General features: G+C 62.9%; 15 protein-coding genes, 2 pseudogenes and 1 riboswitch. Of the genes and pseudogenes, 9 read left to right on the top strand and 8 right to left on the bottom strand.

The annotated features are described in order from the left end of the window. Positions 1 to 5: 5 nt before the first annotated feature. The 7 genes and pseudogenes from SKA58_RS19850 (at position 6) to prpF (ending at position 8136) form a co-directional block, all read left to right on the top strand. On the top strand, positions 6 to 167 hold the full coding sequence (locus SKA58_RS19850; RefSeq protein ID WP_009822126.1) for a hypothetical protein: 162 nt from the start codon (positions 6 to 8) through the stop codon (positions 165 to 167). Positions 168 to 320: 153 nt separating this feature from the next. Further along, positions 321 to 542: riboswitch (cobalamin riboswitch) on the top strand. 313 nt (positions 543 to 855) lie between these two features. Beyond that, on the top strand, positions 856 to 1842 hold the full coding sequence (locus SKA58_RS09140; RefSeq protein WP_009822124.1) for a DUF1852 domain-containing protein: 987 nt from the start codon (positions 856 to 858) through the stop codon (positions 1840 to 1842). Positions 1843 to 1870: 28 nt separating this feature from the next. Then, the gene (locus tag SKA58_RS09135) at positions 1871 to 2899 is read left to right on the top strand and encodes a methionine synthase (RefSeq protein ID WP_009822123.1); all 1029 of its coding nucleotides are present in this window, start codon (positions 1871 to 1873) and stop codon (positions 2897 to 2899) included. Between the two features lie 444 nt (positions 2900 to 3343). Beyond that, positions 3344 to 3646 (top strand): annotated as a pseudogene (locus tag SKA58_RS19440) (bile acid:sodium symporter); the annotation flags it as partial. A 199-nt stretch (positions 3647 to 3845) separates the two neighbouring features. Continuing rightward, entirely contained in the window at positions 3846 to 4157 is a 312-nt protein-coding gene (locus tag SKA58_RS09125; protein ID WP_009822120.1) for an acyl-CoA thioesterase, read from the top strand. A gap of 140 nt (positions 4158 to 4297) precedes the next feature. Continuing rightward, the gene (gene acnD / locus SKA58_RS09120; protein ID WP_009822119.1) at positions 4298 to 6916 is read left to right on the top strand and encodes a Fe/S-dependent 2-methylisocitrate dehydratase AcnD; all 2619 of its coding nucleotides are present in this window, start codon (positions 4298 to 4300) and stop codon (positions 6914 to 6916) included. Next, a complete protein-coding gene (gene prpF / locus SKA58_RS09115) occupies positions 6916 to 8136 on the top strand; it encodes a 2-methylaconitate cis-trans isomerase PrpF (protein WP_009822118.1) in 1221 nt (406 codons plus the stop codon). Before acnD ends, prpF begins: the two co-directional genes overlap by 1 nt. Before the next feature lie 277 nt (positions 8137 to 8413). Here the strand turns inward: prpF and SKA58_RS09105 are convergent. The 7 genes and pseudogenes from SKA58_RS09105 to SKA58_RS19435 all read right to left on the bottom strand — a co-directional run. Further along, positions 8414 to 8811, bottom strand: a pseudogene (locus SKA58_RS09105) (IS3 family transposase); the annotation flags it as partial. 240 nt (positions 8812 to 9051) lie between these two features. Beyond that, positions 9052 to 9765, bottom strand: a complete 714-nt coding sequence (trmB, locus tag SKA58_RS09100) for a tRNA (guanosine(46)-N7)-methyltransferase TrmB (protein WP_009822115.1) — start codon at positions 9763 to 9765, stop codon at positions 9052 to 9054. Positions 9766 to 9815: 50 nt separating this feature from the next. Further along, entirely contained in the window at positions 9816 to 10211 is a 396-nt protein-coding gene (locus tag SKA58_RS09095) for an MAPEG family protein (protein WP_009822114.1), read from the bottom strand. A 70-nt stretch (positions 10212 to 10281) separates the two neighbouring features. After that, positions 10282 to 10986, bottom strand: a complete 705-nt coding sequence (locus SKA58_RS09090; protein ID WP_009822113.1) for a TorF family putative porin — start codon at positions 10984 to 10986, stop codon at positions 10282 to 10284. Between the two features lie 31 nt (positions 10987 to 11017). Continuing rightward, a complete protein-coding gene (locus SKA58_RS09085; protein WP_037542812.1) occupies positions 11018 to 11425 on the bottom strand; it encodes a hypothetical protein in 408 nt (135 codons plus the stop codon). Positions 11426 to 11630: 205 nt separating this feature from the next. After that, the gene (clpA, locus tag SKA58_RS09080) at positions 11631 to 13961 is read right to left on the bottom strand and encodes an ATP-dependent Clp protease ATP-binding subunit ClpA (protein WP_009822111.1); all 2331 of its coding nucleotides are present in this window, start codon (positions 13959 to 13961) and stop codon (positions 11631 to 11633) included. A gap of 156 nt (positions 13962 to 14117) precedes the next feature. Continuing rightward, positions 14118 to 14315 (bottom strand): DUF1192 domain-containing protein, encoded by a 198-nt coding sequence (locus tag SKA58_RS19435; protein WP_083784868.1) that lies wholly within the window; start codon positions 14313 to 14315, stop codon positions 14118 to 14120. A 105-nt stretch (positions 14316 to 14420) separates the two neighbouring features. Between SKA58_RS19435 and SKA58_RS09075 the strand changes: the two genes are divergently transcribed. Further along, a complete protein-coding gene (locus SKA58_RS09075; RefSeq protein ID WP_037542810.1) occupies positions 14421 to 15425 on the top strand; it encodes an NAD(P)H-quinone oxidoreductase in 1005 nt (334 codons plus the stop codon). Between the two features lie 15 nt (positions 15426 to 15440). Here SKA58_RS09075 and radC read toward each other — a convergent pair whose 3' ends face one another. Beyond that, a complete protein-coding gene (radC, locus tag SKA58_RS09070; protein ID WP_009822109.1) occupies positions 15441 to 16136 on the bottom strand; it encodes a RadC family protein in 696 nt (231 codons plus the stop codon). 136 nt (positions 16137 to 16272) lie between these two features. Here radC and SKA58_RS09065 point away from each other — a divergent pair. Beyond that, positions 16273 to 18068: intermembrane phospholipid transport protein YdbH family protein (locus SKA58_RS09065; protein ID WP_442852450.1), on the top strand; the 1796-nt coding region annotated here is incomplete at its 3' end.

Raw genomic sequence — 18068 nt, 5'->3', positions numbered from 1 at the left:
GCTACATGATTGTTGAGACGGTGATGACAAGGCCCCTAATCCATCTCAAATGGCTGAACGCTCCGAACGCGATCCCCACCGGCTCGGTTTTGGCGGCCGAGCGCATTCTTGCCGATCACGCAATGCTGGCTCGCTGGCGGGAAGGCGACCGAATGGCCGAGGCCTGACCAGGAGATCGCCGCCGCCTCTAGGCTGGGGCCTCGGCCTTTCGAATTGAAAGGCGCTCCGTTTCCAACCGGAAATAGAGCGCTCAAGACTCCCCTCAGCAGAAGCATATAAAGAAATCTTTATATGTCGCTTGACAGCAGCCTCCCGATGCTGTTGAAGGAGCCTGTCGAGGTTCCCCGCTTCAGGCATGACGGCGGGGCTAAGACGGGAAGCCGGTGGTGCCCTTTGGGCAGAGTCCGGCGCTGCCCCCGCAACTGTAAGCGGCGAGTGGTGGCTCCATTTTGTGTCACTGAGCTTTTGCACGAGGCTCGGGAAGGCCGGAGCCATTGCGATGACCCGCAAGCCAGGAGACCTGCCTTCGACGGCATAACGTTCCTCGGACGGGGGTTCCTCCGGCGGATCGCGCTTGAAGCAGGCTCGTGGCATATCGCCATCCGGGCCTTCTACGTCCGGCGCGCTCTTCCTACGACCCTACCGCCCGGCAAAGCAGGTGATCGGTCGATGTCTTCAATCCTGTTTCGCTCCGTCGTCTTTCGACGAATGCGCCTGCGCGCCGTGCTGATCCTCGGCTGACGCGGCGCGCGCCCCAATCCCACACAATTCCAGAACCATGACGGACCGGTCGACGCGCTGGCCCGAAGGAGACCTCGCATGCCTGTGACTAGCGTGAAATTAGGACATTACGCCATGGCGCACCAAGACTTTGAGTTCAGCATCAGCCGTATCGCTTTCGACGAGAATTATCGTCCTGCCGAGAATACGCGCATTACGACCAACTTTGCCAACTTGGCGAGGGGGGAGAGCCGCCGGGAGAATTTGCGCAATACGTTGCGGATGATCGACAATCGATTCAACTCCCTGGCGCATTGGGACAACCCCAAAGGCGACCGATATGCGGTCGAGCTTGAGATCATTACCGCCGAAATGCGCATCGATTCAGAAGACAGCGACACCGTCTTCCCTCTGATCGAAATCCTTCAGACGACGATTATCGATAGCAAAACGGGCGAACGCATCGCCGGCATGGTGGGCAACAATTTCTCCTCTTATGTGCGAGACTATGATTTTAGCGTCGTTCTGCCGGCGTATATGCAGAGCCACCCCGATGCGGGCGCTCCGAACGATTTTGGTGACCTGCATGGAAAGCTGTTCAAGCATTTCCTGAATTCGCGCGCCTATCGCGACAATTTCGGCAAGCCGCCGGTCATATGCCTGAGCGTATCGAGCAAGGAGGTCTATCACCGGACCGCGAACGAGCACCCCATTTTAGGGATCGAGTATCGCAACGACAAATTCTCCGCGACCGACGAGTATTTCGCCAAGATGGGCATGAAGGTCCGCTACTTCATGCCGCCGAACAGCGTGGCACCCTATGCTTTCTATCATATGGGCGAACTGCTCGGCGATTACTCCAGTCTCGAGTTGGTCAGCACGATCAGCGTGATGGAGACCTTCCAGAAAATCTATCGGCCCGAGATTTACAACGCCAATTCCGCGGCGGCTGAGCATTATCAGCCTAGCTTGAAGTATCAGGACTATTCGCTCACCCGCATTGTCTATGACCGGGAGGAACGGAGCAGGCTGGCTGTCGAACAGGGGAAGTTCGCCGAGGAGTGCTTCATCAAGCCCCATCGGGCCGTGCTTGAGCAATGGTCCGCCGCTTTCGCCCTTTGATCATTCGAGAATATAAGGTCACCAATCCATGAGAATATTGTTGCCCACGTCCACCGCTGGCAGCTTGCCAAAGCCGTCCTGGCTTGCCCAGCCTGAGATACTTTGGTCGCCCTGGAAGCTGGAGGGCGAGGAACTGGTTGGGGGCAAGCAGGATGCCTTGCGCCTGGCCGTGGAAGATCAGCGCCAGGCGGGCATCACCATCGTCGGCGATGGCGAGCAGACGCGCCAGCACTTCGTCACGACGTTTGTCGAACATCTCAGCGGCGTTGATTTTGAAAAGCGCGAAACCGTCAGAATCCGCAATCGCTATGATGCAAGCGTGCCGACGGTCGTTGGCGCTGTCTCCCGTCCCAATCCGGTTTTCGTCGAGGACGCGAAGTTTCTGCGAGCACAAACCGATCAGCCGATCAAATGGACGCTGCCTGGCCCCATGACGATGATCGATACGCTCTACGACGCCCACTATAAAAGCCGCGAAAAGCTGGCATGGGAGTTCGCCAAGATCCTCAATCAGGAAGCGAGGGAGTTGGAGGCTGCGGGCGTCGACATCATCCAGTTTGACGAGCCGGCGTTCAATGTCTTCTTTGACGAGGCAAACGACTGGGGAATCGCTACTCTGGAGAAGGCGGCCGAGGGGCTAAAGTGCGAAACGGCGGTCCACATCTGCTATGGCTATGGCATCAAGGCCAATACCGACTGGAAGAAGACCCTGGGATCGGAATGGCGGCAGTATGAGAAAACCTTCCCCAATCTACAGAAGTCCAGGATCGATATCATCTCGCTGGAATGCCATCATTCCCATGTTCCGATGGATCTCATCGAACTCATCAGGGGCAAAAAGGTGATGATCGGTGCCATCGACGTGGCGACGGATACTGTCGAGACGCCGGAAGAAGTGGCCGACACCCTCAGGAAGGCACTGCAATTCGTGGATGCCGACAAGCTCTACCCCAGCACCAATTGCGGCATGGCGCCACTGTCCCGTCGTGTGGCGAGGGGCAAGCTCGATGCTCTGGGCGCAGGCGCGGAAATCGTCCGACAAGAACTCGCTGCCTGAGACGCTGTTGGAGACGTCGCTGGCGTTTGGCGACAAGCCCTGAACCCCATCCGTTTCGATCAATGTCAGCACGTCGTGATCCAGCCATATTGTGAAAGGACAGGCTGGATCGCGACGTAGGCTGGCCGCTTCCCTTTCCGGAGAACGCTGAATGCCTCGATCGTACACGCCGGTGATCAATTGCCCGGACCATCCCGGCATTGTTCATCATGTCAGCGGTCTCATTTTGAGCATAGCGGCAATATTGTGGAATCGCGCCAGTTTGAAGACAGGGAAACAGGGCGCTTCTTCCTCCGCACCGTCTTCGAAAGCGATTGCGAACGATCGGTGATGGCAGACGGGGTTGCAAAACTCGATGATGAATTTGCCATGGACTGGAAGCTGGTGCCAACCGGTCAGTCCGTCAAAGTCCTGATCCTGGTGTCCAAGTTCGATCATTGCGCTGATCTGCTCATAATAGCGCTTTTGTCAGGCCTGCTGTTGACGGTCGTCCTTTCCTTCAGCCACTTTCTTGGGCGCTGGCTGGGCTTCAATTGAGAAGACCGGATCGTCCTTCAGTTCTGCGGGTCCAAGAAGAGTCTCGCCTCCGGCGTGCCCATGGCCGGCGTCCTGTTCGCCACGTCGCAGGTGGGCGGCATCATCCTTCCGCTCATGTTCTTTCACCAGATCCAGCTCATGGTCTGCGCGGTCCTGGCACGGCGCTACGCCGACCAACAGTTTAGCGCCGTCGCATCACAGGCGGCGTAGGATTTCGCAATCTTCGCGACTTCGCTGAATCGCCCCCAGCAGGGTTCGCCAATTCAGCTATGGTCATCGGCTAGGGGCTGTGATTTCACGCGCTCTTGCTGAAGGAACCCTGGGAATGACAGAGTTGGAAACACATCCCGCCGCGTCGGAGACGCGATTGTGCGAAATGGTCTTTCCCAAGTAGGCCAATCGCTATGGCATGCTCTTTGGGGGCACGGCGCTGAGCCTCATGGGCGAGGCTGCCTTCATCGCGGCAAGCCATCATGCACGCGCTGCCGTGGTCATGGCGCGGTCCGAGCAAATCGCGTTTCACCATCCCGTCTCGGTCGGCCAACTCGTAGAGCTGCACGCCTATGTCACGCGGGATGGGCGTTCCTCGATGACCGTCGAGGTTGAGATGATCAGCGAAACCCTTTCGACCGGTTATCGCAGCCAAGCGGTGAAGGGCCAGTTTGAAATGGTTTCGGTCGACGAGCACGGCAAACCCAAGCCCTATCGCCCGCAAACTTAGAACGTCCGGGAAATTTGCAAAGTTCGCCGATTTGCAGCTTTTCCTTCGCAAATCTTCGCCTTTTCAGAGGTGTCGGCTCCCTCGCGCGTGCGGGTAAGGATTTTCGACTCTGAAAAATTGCCCTGTAGAGATTTGCGCCGATGAATGATGCTTTTTGCCAGCCGCTTCCCGGCACCGACCTCACCTATTTCGATGCGCGCGCAGCGATCGATGCCATCCGACCTGGTGCTTACGACAAGCTCCCCTATGTGTCGCGGGTTCTTGCCGAGCAGCTCGTCAGGCGCTGCGATACGGCGCTGTTGCCCGAAGCGCTGCGGCAAATTGCAGAAAGCAAGCGCACGCTCGATTTCCCTTGGTATCCTGCGCGCGTCGTTTGTCATGACATTCTGGGGCAAACGGCACTCGTCGATCTCGCGGGCCTGCGCGACGCCATAGCCGATGAAGGCGGCGATCCAGCCAAGGTGAACCCCGTTGTTCCAACCCAGCTCATCGTAGACCATAGCCTGGCCGTCGAATTTGGCGGCTTCGATCGGCAAGCGTTCGAGAAGAACCGCGCGGTGGAGGATCGCCGCAACGAAGATCGCTTTCACTTCATCGAGTGGACCAAGAAGGCGTTCGAGAATGTGGACGTCATCCCGGCGGGCAACGGGATCATGCACCAGATCAATCTGGAGAAGATGTCGCCCGTTGTGCAGGTCCGCGACGGTGTCGCCTTCCCGGACACCTGCGTTGGCACCGATAGCCATACGCCGCACGTCGATGCGCTCGGCGTTATCGCGATCGGCGTCGGAGGGCTGGAGGCCGAGACCGTCATGCTCGGCCGCGCCTCGATGATGCGGTTGCCCGACATCGTCGGCGTAAAACTGACCGGCCAGCGCCAGCCCGGCATCACCGCGACCGACATCGTTCTCGGCATCACTGAGTTCCTGCGCAAGGCACGTGTGGTCGGCGCCTGGGTCGAGTTCTTCGGAGAGGGTGCGGACAGCCTCACCATTGGCGACCGCGCGACCATCTCGAACATGTGCCCGGAATATGGCGCGACCGCCGCCATGTTCTATATCGACAGCCAAACCATCGACTATCTGCGCCTCACAGGGCGTGAGCCGGAACAGGTCGCGCTGGTCGAGACCTACGCGAAGCACACCGGGCTCTGGGCCGATGCGCTCAAGACTGCCGAATATAAGCGCGTTCTGGAGTTCGACCTGTCGAGCGTCGTGCGCAACATGGCCGGCCCGTCCAACCCGCACAAGCGCCTGCCGACCTCTGCGCTCGCGGAGCGCGAGATCGCCGTCAATCTCGACAAGGCGGTCGCTGAGGAAAAGCAGGGCCTGCTTCCCGATGGCGCGGTCATCATCGCAGCGATCACGAGTTGCACCAACACCTCCAACCCGCGCAATGTCGTCGCCGCCGGTCTGCTCGCTAAGAAAGCGAACGCGCTGGGCCTCGTCCGCAAGCCCTGGGTGAAGACCAGCTTCGCGCCCGGCTCCAAGGTGGCGCGGCTTTACCTGAAGGATTCGAAGCTGCTACCCGAGCTGGAGAAGCTCGGCTTCGGCATCGTCGCCTATGCCTGCACGACCTGCAACGGCATGTCCGGCGCTCTCGATCCAGCGATTCAGGACGAGATCATCGAGCGCGACCTCTACGCCGCCGCCGTGCTGTCAGGGAACCGCAATTTCGACGGTCGCATCCACCCCTATGCAAAGCAGGCCTTCCTCGCCTCGCCGCCGCTGGTGGTCGCCTATGCGATCGCGGGCACGGTGCGTTTTGACATCGAGCAGGACGTGTTGGGGCTCGTGGATGGCAGGGAGATCCGTCTCAAGGACCTGTGGCCGAGCGATGAAGAGATTGATGCGATCGTCGCAGCGTCCGTGAAGCCGGAGCAGTTCCGGGAAATCTACGAGCCGATGTTCGCCGCCCGCGACACCGGCAAGGCCGATCCCCTTTACGACTGGCGACCGCAATCGACCTACATTCGTCGGCCGCCCTATTGGGACACCGAGGGCGTGGGCGCGCTCGCCGCCAATCCGCGCAGCCTCAAGGGCATGCGTCCACTCGCTATCCTGCCGGACAACATCACGACCGACCACCTCTCCCCGTCGAACGCCATCCTCGCCAGCTCGGCAGCGGGCGAGTACCTCACGAAAATGGGCGTGCCGGAAGAGGATTATAACAGCTACGCCACGCATCGCGGCGACCATCTCACCGCCATGCGTGCGACCTTCGCCAATCCACAGCTTATCAATGAGATGGCCGTGGTCGACGGCGCGGTGAAGAGAGGTTCGCTCGCGCGCGTCGAACCCGACGGCAAGGTCATGCGCATGTGGGAGGCGATCGAGACCTATCTCGACCGCCGACAGCCGCTGATCATCATCGCCGGCGCCGATTATGGCCAAGGATCGTCGCGTGACTGGGCGGCGAAGGGCGTGCGCCTCGCGGGGGTCGAGGCGATCGTGGCGGAAGGGTTCGAGCGCATCCACCGGACCAACCTCATCGGCATGGGCGTGCTGCCGCTCGAGTTCGAACCGGGCACCACGCGCCTGACCCTGGGCCTGGATGGGACCGAGACTTTCGATGTGCTGGGCGACCGCCAACCGGGTGCGACGCTCAACCTTCACATTCACCGCCGCGACGGCCAGAAAATCAGCACAGCCGTCAGGTGCCGCCTCGACACCGCCGAGGAGGTCTCGATCTATGAGGCCGGCGGGGTTCTCCAGCGCTTCGCCAAGGATTTCCTGGCTTCCGAAAAAGGCGTTGCGTGATGTCGCCTATTAAGTCTGGCCTGCCGCAAATCCGCATCCCCGCCACTTATATGCGGGGTGGGACGAGCAAGGGTGTCTTCTTCCGCCTCGAAGACATGCCCGAACCGACGCGGGTCCCCGGCATCGCACGCGACAAGCTGTTCCAGCGGGTGATCGGCAGCCCCGATCCTTATGCCGCGCATATCGACGGTATGGGCGGCGCAACTTCGAGCACCAGCAAATGCGTCATTGTCTCCCCCAGCACGCAGCCCGGTCATGATGTCGACTATCTCTACGGCCAGATCGCGATCGATACCGACTTCGTCGATTGGTCGAGCAATTGCGGCAATCTTTCGACCGCTGCGGGAGCCTTTGCCATCCACGCCGGCTATGTCGATCCGGCGCGGGCCGAACAGGGTATCGTCACGGTTCGCATCTGGCAGGCCAATATTGGCAAGACGATCATCACGTATGTCCCGGTGACCGACGGCCCAAATGGCCTAGAGGTTCAGGAAACCGGCGATTTCGAACTGGATGGCGTGACTTTTCCCGCCGCCGAAATCGTCCTTGAATTTCTCGACCCGGCTGAGGACGGCGACGAGGGCAGATCCACGTTCCCGACCGGCAACCTCATCGACGAACTCGATGTGCCGGAAGACGTGGTTCCTGGCGGCAAGATCGAGGCGACGCTGATAAACGCGGGCATCCCCGCTATTTTCGTCAACGCGGCAGACATCGGCTATGCTGGCACGGAGCTGCGAGAGGCGATCAATGGCGATCAGGCCGCCCTGCGGCGGTTCGAGGCCTTGCGCATCGCCGGCGGGCTCAAGATGGGTCTGTTCAAGGCGCCCGAAGATGCCGCGAGAAGCCTGCGCGCGCCGTGTATTGCCTTCGTCGCGCCCGCCACCAGCTACACGTCCTCGAGCGGCAAGACGATCACCGCCGAGGATATCGATCTGCTCGTCCGCGCACTATCCATGGGCAAGCTGCACCATGCGATGATGGGCACCGCATCCGTCGCCATTGCCACGGCGGCGGCGGTTCCCGGTACGCTCGTCAATCTGGCGGCAGGCGGCGGGGAGCGTCAGGCGGTGCGGTTTGGGCATCCCTCCGGGACTTTGCGGGTCGGCGCAGAAGCGCGCCTGGAAGATGGCCATTGGTCGGTGACCAAGGCCATTATGAGCCGGAGCGCCCGTATCCTCATGGAAGGCTGGATACGTATTCCCGGCGATACGTTCTAGATTTTCCGGCCTGTGACAGGCTGCGTCGCGCCGCGTTTGTGCAGCCTAAATCCGTCGCGGGGCTGGCAGGCATGTACCGCAGAACTGACCACAGCGAGGCTGTGCCCCTGTCCGATGCGATCGGAACGGACCGCTTTCCTTTGGAGAGGAGGATTGCATGGACGCAGCACATAGTCGTCCGTCCTGAAACAGGCGAAGTGGCGCTGCTCGCAGGTTTCGTAACGTGCTTGACCGACATACTGGACTTGTAACGCTTTTGCGCCGGTCACTTATCTCATTATGCCACCTTGGCTTCGAAGGCGAGCGGGCTGATGCCGCCCAGATATGAATGGCGGCGACGGGAATTGTTGAAGCCGTTGATATACTGGAAGATGGCTGCTTCCGCTTGCCGTCGCATTGGCCATCGCTGCCGCCAGATGAGTTCGGCCTTCAGAGATTTGAAGAACGTTTCGACAGAGGCGTTGTCGTAGCAATTACCCTTGCCGCTCATTGATGGACGCAGGCCGTAGGCCTGCAATTTCTTCTGATAGCCATAGGAGCAATATTGGCTGCCGCGATCGGAATGAAAAATGCAGCCATGGGGGGCTGGCGAAGGCGCACCGCCATATCCAGCGCCCGGATCGCCAGATCCTTTTTCATCCTGTCGCTGACCGCCCAGCCCACGACCCGGCAACTGATCGGGCGCGAGCGACAGGAACGATAACCACGCTCACTGACAAGCATGACACGGCAGAGCAGTTCAACGGGCCAGCGATGCCGCCAGCTATGCACGAAAGCGAACTTCACGGATTTTTCCAGTCGCCATGACCATACCTTTCCTGTGCTCTCAGCAACCAGCCGGCAAACATCGTGGCGGAAACCGAGTGCTACGTTAGGAAGTGTATGTCGAGGTAAGTTATTGATCTAGGATGACAATTATACGCCAGGGTTGGCGGCTGTACGCCTAAATTTGAAATACCAGACCTCATGGCCCAGCCGCCGCGCCTTGGCCTCGTAACGGGTTTCGGGCCAGCCGCCGGGGCGGTTCTGGAAATCTTTAGGCTCGTGCGCCAGCCAGTCGAAATCGGGATGGCCGTTCATCACCATCAGCGCCCAGCGCAGATAGACGGGATGATCGGTGCCGAAGCGGAATTCGCCGCCGGGCTTGAGCTTTTTCGCGATCATCGCGACCGGGCCGGGGTTCATCATGCGGCGCTTGGCGTGGCGCGCCTTGGGCCAGGGGTCAGGGTGAAGCAGATAGACGAAGCTGAGCGCGCCGTCGGGAATGCGCGAGAGCACGTCGAGCGCGTCGCCCATATGTAGCCGGACATTGCCCAGCGCCTTGTCGCGGACATGGCCGAGCGCCTGCACGACGCCGTTCAGGAAGGGTTCGCAGCCGATGAAGCCATGATCGGGCAGCAGGTCGGCGCGCCAGGCCATATGTTCGCCGCCGCCAAAGCCGATTTCGAAATGGAGCGGGCGATCATAGCCGAACAGGTCGGCCGCCGTCACCGGCCCCTGCGCGGGCACCGAAATGGCGGGCAGCAACGTGTCGACCAGCTCCTGCTGGCCCTTGCGCAGCCTTGGCCCGGACTGGCGGCCATAGAGGCGGTTGAGGGTGGTCGGGTCGCCGGATTTATGCGCTGTCATGGGGCGCGCGCTTAGCGGCGGGAGCGGGCGCAGGCAAGCAGGACGACGCGCTAGAAGCCGAGCAGCGGCCAGAGCGCGATGAGCAGGCCGACAAGGCTGGCGAGAAAGATGATCGAGCGGACCACGGGCACGCCAAAGCCATAGAGCGGCAAATAGACGACCCGCGCGCCAAGCCAGATCCATCCCCCCAGCGCCGTCCATTCGCTGGTGCGCCCGGCCAGCACCACGCCCAGCAGGGCGACGATGGCAAGGGGGAGCGTTTCGCGATAATTGGCCTCCGCTCGGCAAAGGCGGCCGGCGACGGGATTGAGCGGCGGCAGGCTTTCGTCGCGCGCGCCCATATTCCATTTCGGGCCATATTGCTTCGTCTTGGCATGGCCGGCGGCGAAGATATGGACGAGGAGCAAGATCATGCCCCAGGCGAGGATCGTGATTTCGACAGGCATGACGGCTTGCTCCCTTTCCAGCCCCTTTTAGCAGAGGCGCTGGCGGCCGGATAGCGTTGCTATGGCTGCCTTAAAGGGTGAGGCCGACCCTTGCGATCAGGGTCGCGCCGGCATGGGCGCTGTCGGGCGCGTCAATGTCGCTATCGGCATAGCGCAGGCCCGCGGACCAGCGGCCGCGATACCAGTCGAGCGCGACGCCATGATCCCAATAATCGCCAGCCGGACGCAGGCGCGCGGCGCGTATGGGATTGCGCGTTTCGCCCGACGATCGGCCGACATGGCCCGACAAAGTCAGCGGGGTTCCGGGGATGCCGACCGCTGCGCTGGAGGACAGGTAGAGATTGTCGCCGCCGATGCCGGACTGGCGCGGGGCGTAGCGCGCGCCAAGGTCCAGGCTGGCCGGGCCGAGTGAAAAGCCGGCGATCGCGCCCACTTCTCCATAGCCCCAGCCTTCGCCGCTATCGTCCGCGCCGGGGAAGATATGATAGCGGCCCTCGGCGGTCAGGCGAAGGCCGCCCAGTTGCCGGGCATAGGTGCCGCCCAAGTCAAGAACGGCATCCGCGCCGCCATGGCGGTCGCTGCCCCAGAGCGTCGTTGCCGCGCCGTCAAGGCTGAGGCCCGGCGCGACCGGCACCGACACGCTGCCGCGCACCACAGGATCGCCGTCGCTCCAGCTGAGGCCCCGGCGGCGTTCGTCGCTCGCGGCCTCCAGCGTGATGGTGGGGCCGGCGGCATATTGCGCGGCGGCCGGAGCGACATGGCCGGCAAGCAGCAATGCCCCCAGCCATGTCGTACGAGTGAGAAAGTCAATTCGAGGCAAGATTGCGTACCGAGTCCAGTTCAGCGAGCAGAACGCCGTGGTCAGCCTTCGCCGCCGCCACAAGATGCGCCTCTATCTTTTCGCGATGATTGGCAAGGGCTTGTTCGGCGGGATTGCGACCGGGCGTGCACGCGCCCGCTTCGCTGCCAGAGAATGTTTGGTCCGTGGCGATGGTGCGGGCGAGCGCCGGGCCGTGGTCGAGCTTGCGATCGACCATGATGGTCGCGCTCCAGCGGCACCGTTGCATATCCATGCGATTGGGGGTCTTCGCGCCGACAGTCTTGCTGCGCACGTCGATGCGGGCGGTATAGGTGGCGGCGATCGGCTGGCCATGATGCTGCACCGTGACGCTGTGGGTCGCGGCCGCAGCCGCCAGGGCGAAAAGGATGCTCATGTTGGTCTCCTGCATTGAACGCCGCGCTTTTGCGCGCGGTCGTCACCGCAGATGTAGGAAAGCCCTGTTGCTGATCCTTTGCCGAACTATGAAAAAGGGCAAAAGGTTGGTGGGGCTGGGGGCTCAAGCCCAATTGCTACGCGTCACCCCTGGCAAAAAAGGCGACCCTTGCGAGCCGCCTTTTTATTCAGTTTCGCAACACTGCTTACTTGGTGCCCGCGGGCGCCTTCGCTTTGCCGCCTTTCTTCCCCTTTTTCGGGGCGGCGGGGGTGATTTCGAAGGCGAGGGCTTCGACGCCGTCGCTGTCCTTCATATGGACATGGACCTCGCCACCGTGGACCAGCTTGCCGAACAGCAATTCCTCGGCGAGCGGCTGCTTGATCTTTTCCTGCATCAGGCGGCCCATCGGGCGCGCGCCATAGAGCTTGTCATAGCCCTTCTTCGTGAGCCACGCCTTGGCGTCGTCATCCAAAGTGATGTGGACGTCGCGGTCGGCCAGTTGCAGTTCGAGTTGCAGCACGAACTTGTCGATCACACGAGCGACGATTTCGGGCGGCAGGTAGCCGAAGGGCACGATCGCATCGAGGCGGTTGCGGAATTCGGGCGTGAAGAGCTTCTTGACCGCATCTTCCTGCACATCGTCGCGGGTGAGCTCGCCAAAGCCGATCGATTCCTTCGCCATGTCCGATGCACCGGCATTGGTGGTCATGATGAGGATGGTGTTGCGGAAATCGACGGTCTTGCCGTGATGATCGGTCAGGCGGCCATTGTCCATCACCTGCAACAAGATGTTGAACAGGTCGGGATGCGCCTTCTCGATCTCGTCGAGCAGCAGCACGCTGTGCGGATTCTGATCGACCGCATCGGTCAGCAGGCCGCCCTGATCATAGCCGACATAGCCCGGAGGCGCGCCAATCAGCCGGCTGACCGAATGGCGTTCCATATATTCCGACATGTCGAACCGCTGGAGCGGGATGCCGAGCAGCGTCGCAAGCTGGCGCGCAACCTCCGTCTTGCCGACGCCAGTAGGGCCGGAGAAGAGATAGTTGCCGATCGGCTTGTCGGGATCGCGCAGGCCCGCACGCGACAGCTTGATCGCGGAGGACAGGACTTCGATCGCCTTGTCTTGGCCGAACACCACGCGCTTGAGGTCGGTGGTGAGCGATTCGAGCACGCTCTTGTCATCGGACGACACCGTCTTGGGCGGGATGCGCGCCATCGTAGCGATGACCTGCTCGATCTCCTTGGGGGTGATCGTCTTCTTGCGCTTGGACGGCACGACCAGCATCTGCATCGCGCCAACCTCGTCGATCACGTCGATCGCCTTGTCGGGCAGCTTGCGATCGTTGATGTAGCGCGCTGAAAGCTCGACCGCCGCCTTGATCGCGTCGGGCGTATATTTGACGCTGTGATGTTCTTCGAACGCCGAGCGCAGGCCCGCCAGAATCTTGATGGTGTCGTCGATCGTGGGTTCGTTGACGTCGATCTTCTGGAACCGGCGCAGCAGCGCGCGGTCCTTTTCGAAATGATTGCGGAATTCCTTGTAGGTGGTCGATCCGATGCAGCGGATCGTGCCGCCCGACAAAGCGGGTTTGAGCAGGTTCGACGCATCCATCGCGCCGCCGCTGGTCGCGCCCGCGCCGATGACGGTGTGAATCTCGTCGATGAAGAGCACCGCATGCGGCATTTTTTCCAGTTCGGTGACGACCGCCTTCAGCCGCTCCTCGAAATCGCCGCGATAGCGGGTGCCGGCCAGCAGCGCGCCCATGTCGAGCGAATAGATGACCGCTTCCTTGAGCACGTCGGGCACGTCGCCTTCGATGATCTTGCGCGCCAGACCCTCCGCGATCGCGGTTTTGCCCACGCCCGGATCGCCGACATAGAGCGGGTTGTTCTTTGATCGGCGGCAGAGGATCTGCACGGTGCGGTCCACTTCGGCCGACCGGCCGATCAGCGGGTCGACCTTGCCCCGGTCCGCCTTCTCATTAAGGTTGACAGTGAACTGGTCGAGCGCGCTGTCCTTCTTGCCCTTGCCGTCCTGCACCTTCTTTTCCTCCTCGGCGGTGCCCTTGGTCTCCTGACGCTCGGGCGTGGGCGTGCCCTTGCCGACGCCGTGGCTGATGAAGCTGACGGCATCGAGACGGCTCATATCCTGCTGTTGCAGGAAATAGACGGCATAGGATTCGCGCTCGGAAAACAGCGCAACCAGCACATTGGCGCCGGTCACTTCATCCTTGCCGGAGGATTGGACATGCAGGATGGCGCGCTGCACGACGCGCTGGAAACCGCTGGTGGGCGAGGGGTCGGACGACCCTTCCACCTTGAGGCTGTCCAGTTCGGTGTCGAGATAATGGGTGACGGCGTCGCCCAGCTCGCCCAGTTCCACGCCGCACGCCTGCATCACCTTCGACGCATGGTCATCGTCGATCAGCGCGAGCAGAAGATGCTCGAGCGTCGCATATTCGTGCCGGCGCTCCGACGCGTGCGTCAGCGCGTTGTGCAGGGTTGTTTCGAGGGCGGCTGCGAAAGAAGGCATGTCTGTTCTACTCCATGCTCCCTGTCACGGGAGCGTCATCGAACCCCATGTCGGCATTGCTCGACGCTGGATCAAGGCGCGACCCCCGATCAGCGGAATTGCCAGACTGCCCAAGCCCGAAGAAGCCCTGAAGGGCGCTGGGAGCGGGGCGTCGGTTCATCGCTTGAATAGCGCCTCGGCACTTGCCTTATGGTTAACGGCGCTATCCTTGTGGCGTCTGGTTCGTTCAATCTCCGCCTCCAGGGCGGCGATGCGGTTTTCCAGTTCGCTCATGGACAATGGCCCCAGATCCTGTTTGATCAGGCGGGCCAGCGGATCATCGCCCTTGCGCGGCAGATCGTCATCCAAGTCCATGTCGGCAATGTTGACCCTTGGGGCCAGTCTGTCAATAAGGGCGCCGCAACGGCCTGCCGATTTGAGGCGGGCGCCTGGCACAAGCCACAGGCGGGGGACAGCAAGATGGCGGACGGTTATTCCATTCCGGCGGAGATGACGGCGATCGGCATCGCCGCGCCCGGCGGGCCAGAGGCGTTGGTGGCGCAGCGGCGCCCGGTGCCGGCGCCGGGCGAGGGGGAAGTCCTGATCCGGGTCGCGGCCGCCGGGGTCAATCGGCCGGACGTGCTGCAACGGCAGGGCAAATATCCGCCGCCGCCGGGCGCTTCGGACATTCCGGGGCTGGAGGTTTCCGGGACCATCGTCGCGGCGGGCGGCGGCGCGGACCAGTTGATCGGCCAGCAGGTCTGCGCGCTGCTGGCGGGCGGGGGCTATGCCGAATATGCGGTCGCGCCGGCGGGCCAATGCCTGCCGATTCCGCCGGGCTATGATCTGGTGGAGGCCGCCGCGCTGCCCGAAACCCTGTTCACGGTGTGGACCAATTTGTTCGAGCGCGCCTATGCAGCGCCAGGGGACACGGTGCTGGTGCATGGCGGCACCAGCGGCATCGGCACCATGGCGATCAGCCTGTGCCGCCTGTTCGACGTCACCATCATCGTCACCTGCGGCAATGACGACAAATGCGCGCAGGCGCTGGAATGGGGCGCTGCCCATGCGGTGAACTACAAGACACAGGATTTCGTCGCGGAGGTGAAGCGGATCACCGATGGCAAGGGGTGCCAGGCGGTGCTCGACATGGTTGGCGGCGATTATGTGGCGCGCAATCTCGATTGCCTGGCGGAAGACGGCCGCCATGTGTCGATCGCGGTGCTGGGCGGGGCGAAGGCGGAAATCTTCATTCCGCAGATCATGCAGCGCCGCCTGACGCTGACCGCGTCGACGCTGCGCGCGCGATCGGTGGGGTTCAAGAGCCTGGTCGCCGACGAACTGGTCCGCACGGTCTGGCCCTTCGTCGCGGAAGGGCGGCTGCGCCCGGCGATGGACCAGCGGTTCGACATGGCGGACGCGGCCAAGGCCCATGCGCGCATGGATTCGGGCGCCCATTTCGGGAAGATCGTGCTGACCATGTGACGCGCGCGGCGGGGGCTAGAGCAGGCCCTTGGCGCGCAGGCTGACATGGCCCTGGCCCGCGATGATGACATGGTCGTGGACACTGATGTTAAGCCGCTTGCCCGCGTCGATGATCTGGCGGGTGACGTCGATATCCTGTCTGCTGGGCGATGGGTCGCCGGACGGGTGATTATGGACCAGGATGAGCGCCGCAGACCCCAGGTCAATGGCGCGGCGGATGACCTCGCGGGTATAGATCGCCGCCTGGTCGATCGATCCGTCGCCCATATGATCGTCGCGGATCAGCATGTTGCGGCTGTTGAGGTGCAGCACCCGCACCCGCTCGACGCCCAGATGGGCCATGTCGGCGCGCAGATAGTCGAGCAGGGCCTGCCAGTTGGCGAGCACGGGCCGGGCCGCCACTTCGTTTCGCAGCATCCGCAGCGCGGTCGCCTGCACGATCTTGATCGCGGCGACACTGGTGTCGCCCATGCCGGGTACGCGGGCGATCGCCTGCCAGTCGGCGGTCATCAGGCCGCCGATGCCGCCAAATTCCCGCAGCAGCAGCTTGGCCAACGGCTTGGTGTCGCGGCGCGGGATGGCGAGCGCCAGCAGATATTCGATCAGTTCATGATCCAGCAGCGCTTCGCCGCCAGCATCGGCCAGTTTCTGCCGCAGGCGGGCGCGGTGCCCGGCCCCGTCATGCGCGGCTTTCGCATCCTGTTCGGCCAAATTCCTGTCCCCTGAACCTGTGGACCCGACGCTATGCGTTGCGGAATCACGGGGCAAGGATATTTAGGAGCGACGGGACGTTATGATCCCGTTACGGATCATCAGTGTCGCAGCGAAGCCGGGGTTGGCCATAGGCATGGAAGAAGAAGACGGCGAAGAAGCGGTTCGCCGGGCATGGCTGCGCTGGCTGGGCGTGGGTACGGGGTCGCTGGCGCTGCTGCTGGCCGGCCTGTGGACGCAGCGCGCGCCGATCGCCGAGAATTTCGTTACGCGTGAGCTCAACCGGCGGGGCGTTCAGGCGCGCTATGACCTGGTCGATGTCGGCCTGCGCACGCAGCGGATCGAAAATATCATATTGGGCGATCCTGCCCGCCCCGACCTGACCGCGCGCTGGGTGGAGGTGGACATCGCCTTTGCCGGCCTGACGCCCCAGGTGGCCGCGGTGCGGGCGGGCGGCGTGCGGCTGCGCGGCTCGTTGCATGACGGCGTGCTGAAACTCGGCGATCTGGACCAGTTCCGTGATCCCAATTCGACGGCGCCGTTCAGCCTGCCGGACATCAAGGTCGCACTGAACGATGCGCGCATGATGCTGGATACCGATGCCGGCCCGATCGGCATGGAGATGGACGGCGCGGGCAATCTCCAGTCGGGCTTCCGGGGGCAGCTGGCGGCGGCGATGCCCCGTGCGGCCATGGCGGGATGCGTGCTCACCATGATGCGCGCGTCGCTCGATATCGCGATGGACGGCGGGAAGCCGCGTGTGGCCGGGCCTGTCACCGCCGATGCGCTGGCCTGTCGGGATGCGGGCGCCGCGCTGGCGCAACCGGCAGCGCGTATCGACCTGACGCTGGGTCAGGCGCTGGATCGCTGGACCGGGCGCGCCGATCTGTCGGGCAGAGCGCTGCGTGGCGGCGGCATGGTGCTGGCGTCGCCCAAGGCCCATGTCGATTTCGACGGCAGCGCCGCGCGCACGACCGGCCGAATGCGCCTGGATGCGGCGGGCCTTGGCGGACGCGGCGCGACGTTGGGTCGCACATCGTTGGCCGGGCAATGGGCGATCGGCCCGGAAACCCGCTTTCAGGGCCAGTTGAACGGCGACAATCTGCGCCTGCCGGGGCGTGATCCACTCGCTGGGTTGCGCAGCGGGGCCGCGGGCACGCCGGTCGCGCCGCTGGCGGCCAAGCTGGCGGACGCGGTGGAGCGTGCTGGCGCGGGCAATCGGATCAGCACCACTCTGGCGCTGGTGCAGAAAGCGGGCGTGGGCAGTCTGGCGATCACCGACGCCGCCCTTGATGCGCGCAGCGGCGCGCGTATCGCCATTGCGCAAGGCGGGCAGATGACGATAGCCTGGCCAGGCAAGGCAGCGGGCATCGACTGGGCGCTTGATGGCGCGATCACGGCGGACGGGGGCGGTCTTCCCCGTGCCGCGCTGCGTCTGGCGCGGCGGCCGGGCGGCGGCTTTGGCGGCGAATTATTTGTCGATCCCTACACCGCCGGCGATGCGCGGCTGGCGCTTGATCGGGTGCGCTTTTCCGCCGATCCCGACGGTGCGACCCGGTTCCGGACCGCGATGCGGCTGGACGGCCCGTTGCCAGACGGACGGCTGCGCGGCCTTAGCCTGCCAGTCACTGGCCGGGTCGCGGCCAATGGCACGGTTTCGGTCAATCCCGATTGCGTGCCGCTGTCGCTGGTCGAGGCGCGCTATGGCAATTTCGCGTTGGGGCAGACGCACCAGACTTTGTGCCCAGTCGGTGGAGCGATGCTCGCCGTGGGCCCCGCAGGCGTATCGGGCGGCGTCGACCTGAAAGAGGTCGACCTGGCCGGACGCAGCGGTGACAGTCCGATGCGGCTGACCGCAAGTCATGCGCGCATGCTGCTGGGCAAGCCAGGCTTCGCGCTGGACAACCCGGCGCTGACCATCGGCAGGGGACG

Source organism: Sphingomonas sp. SKA58 (genome assembly GCF_000153545.1).
Lineage (GTDB): Bacteria > Pseudomonadota > Alphaproteobacteria > Sphingomonadales > Sphingomonadaceae > Sphingobium > Sphingobium soli.
Note: the sequence above shows the minus strand (reverse complement) of the source record. Positions and strands in the feature narration are given on the sequence as shown.

Coding starts and splice junctions, on each gene's coding strand:
- SKA58_RS19850 (WP_009822126.1), top strand. CDS start 6: ATGATTGTTGAGACGGTGATGACAAGGCCCCTAATCCATCTCAAATGG.
- SKA58_RS09140 (WP_009822124.1), top strand. CDS start 856: ATGGCGCACCAAGACTTTGAGTTCAGCATCAGCCGTATCGCTTTCGAC.
- SKA58_RS09135 (WP_009822123.1), top strand. CDS start 1,871: ATGAGAATATTGTTGCCCACGTCCACCGCTGGCAGCTTGCCAAAGCCG.
- SKA58_RS09125 (WP_009822120.1), top strand. CDS start 3,846: ATGCTCTTTGGGGGCACGGCGCTGAGCCTCATGGGCGAGGCTGCCTTC.
- acnD (WP_009822119.1), top strand. CDS start 4,298: ATGAATGATGCTTTTTGCCAGCCGCTTCCCGGCACCGACCTCACCTAT.
- prpF (WP_009822118.1), top strand. CDS start 6,916: ATGTCGCCTATTAAGTCTGGCCTGCCGCAAATCCGCATCCCCGCCACT.
- trmB (WP_009822115.1), bottom strand. CDS start 9,765: ATGACAGCGCATAAATCCGGCGACCCGACCACCCTCAACCGCCTCTAT.
- SKA58_RS09095 (WP_009822114.1), bottom strand. CDS start 10,211: ATGCCTGTCGAAATCACGATCCTCGCCTGGGGCATGATCTTGCTCCTC.
- SKA58_RS09085 (WP_037542812.1), bottom strand. CDS start 11,425: ATGAGCATCCTTTTCGCCCTGGCGGCTGCGGCCGCGACCCACAGCGTC.
- clpA (WP_009822111.1), bottom strand. CDS start 13,961: ATGCCTTCTTTCGCAGCCGCCCTCGAAACAACCCTGCACAACGCGCTG.
- SKA58_RS19435 (WP_083784868.1), bottom strand. CDS start 14,315: ATGGACTTGGATGACGATCTGCCGCGCAAGGGCGATGATCCGCTGGCC.
- SKA58_RS09075 (WP_037542810.1), top strand. CDS start 14,421: ATGGCGGACGGTTATTCCATTCCGGCGGAGATGACGGCGATCGGCATC.